The following is a 1,219-nucleotide window of genomic DNA, read 5'->3' on the forward strand; positions in this document are numbered from 1 at the left end:
TAAGCCGTTCCATAATAAACGTATCTCTCAAACGATCCAATCACCCTGTCGCGGGGTGGAGCAGCCCGGTAGCTCGTCAGGCTCATAACCTGAAGGTCACAGGTTCAAATCCTGTCCCCGCAACCAATACTAATTCTCCGTATGCGTCCGGTGTGACTGCCCTGCCTGCGAGATGGAGTGGGTGATAGTGTCCACCATCGATAGTGGACATCTTGAGGTTGGTTATGGCGGGGAAGAAGGGCTTGAAGAAGCGTGTCTGGTCTGAGGACGAGAAGCGCACGATTTGCGCGCAGACGCTGACGCCGGGCGTTTCGGTTGCACAGGTTGCGCGGCGCTATTCGATGAATGCGAACCTGATTTTCAAGTGGCTGAAAGACCCTCGATTTGCTTCTGTGGAGGACGGCTTACCCGTCGCTGATGGCGTGGTTGAGAGTATTTTCCTCCCCGTCGAGATTGAAGCGCCGTCGCTGGAAATCGCCGATCCGGCTGACCCTCCTTGTTGTGTGGTCAGCGCGCAGCGCGTGGACATCACCTTGTCGGACGGGCGGCGCATCCTCGTGGAGGGTCCGACGGCCTTGTCGTCGGTTGTAGGCCTGATCCATGGGCTGACCGCATGATCCCGGTGCCAAGTAATACGCGGGTTTGGTTGGCGGCGGGCGTGACGGATATGCGGCGCGGTTTCAATACCTTGGCGGCACAAACGGAGAGGGAACTCGCTGAGGATCCATATTCGGGGCATCTATTTGTCTTCCGTGGGCGTCGCGGCGATCTGTTGAAAATCATTTGGTGGGATACTCAAGGAGCCTGCCTGTTCATGAAGCGGTTGGAAAAGGGTCGGTTTGTCTGGCCCGCTGCCAAGGATGGAAAAGTACATCTGACAGCGGCACAGCTGTCGATGCTGTTGGAAGGCATTGACTGGCGAACGCCGCAACGAACATGGCGGCCAACACAGGCCGGATAGCCCAATAAAGCATGGGATTTTGCACATTTTTCGTTCCGTTTGAGGGGGCGAACGGATATAAATTCCCTATGCGTGAGACCTTCAAATCCCTGCCCAAAGACCCCACTGAACTGCGCGCAGTCAGTGAACTTTGCGTATTCCGGAACATCCGGCCACCCATTCCGACAACATCCGGCCACCTGTTCCGACGCATTCGGCCACCTGTGACGCGTTGCCGTGAGGCAGCGTTTTTCGGGTATCAGGTTTGGGGCGTTTCGT

The 1,219-nt window shown here is 56.7% G+C and carries 2 protein-coding genes and 1 tRNA gene; all 3 read left to right on the top strand.

Annotated features, from left to right (window positions below; translation table 11 throughout):
• Nucleotides 1-49: 49 nt before the first annotated feature.
• The 3 genes from BV911_RS18780 (at nucleotide 50) to tnpB (ending at nucleotide 961) form a co-directional block, all read left to right on the top strand.
• Nucleotides 50-126: transfer RNA gene (locus tag BV911_RS18780), tRNA-Met, on the top strand.
• Nucleotides 127-224: 98 nt separating this feature from the next.
• Nucleotides 225-617 carry a transposase gene (locus BV911_RS18785; RefSeq protein ID WP_086055050.1) on the top strand — a complete coding sequence of 131 codons (393 nt, stop codon included), beginning with the start codon at nucleotides 225-227 and terminating at the stop codon, nucleotides 615-617.
• Complete coding sequence (gene tnpB, locus BV911_RS18790) at nucleotides 614-961, top strand: IS66 family insertion sequence element accessory protein TnpB (protein WP_086055051.1); 348 nt, start codon at nucleotides 614-616, stop codon at nucleotides 959-961. The genes BV911_RS18785 and tnpB overlap by 4 nt, the downstream gene beginning before the upstream one ends.
• The last annotated feature ends 258 nt before the right edge of the window (nucleotides 962-1,219 follow it).

Source organism: Pseudoruegeria sp. SK021 (genome assembly GCF_002119405.1).
Taxonomy (GTDB): domain Bacteria; phylum Pseudomonadota; class Alphaproteobacteria; order Rhodobacterales; family Rhodobacteraceae; genus Meridianimarinicoccus.

What these genes read in the sequence shown, in the direction of transcription:
- BV911_RS18785 (WP_086055050.1), top strand. Translation starts at nt 225, where the DNA reads ATGGCGGGGAAGAAGGGCTTGAAGAAGCGTGTCTGGTCTGAGGACGAG.
- tnpB (WP_086055051.1), top strand. Translation starts at nt 614, where the DNA reads ATGATCCCGGTGCCAAGTAATACGCGGGTTTGGTTGGCGGCGGGCGTG.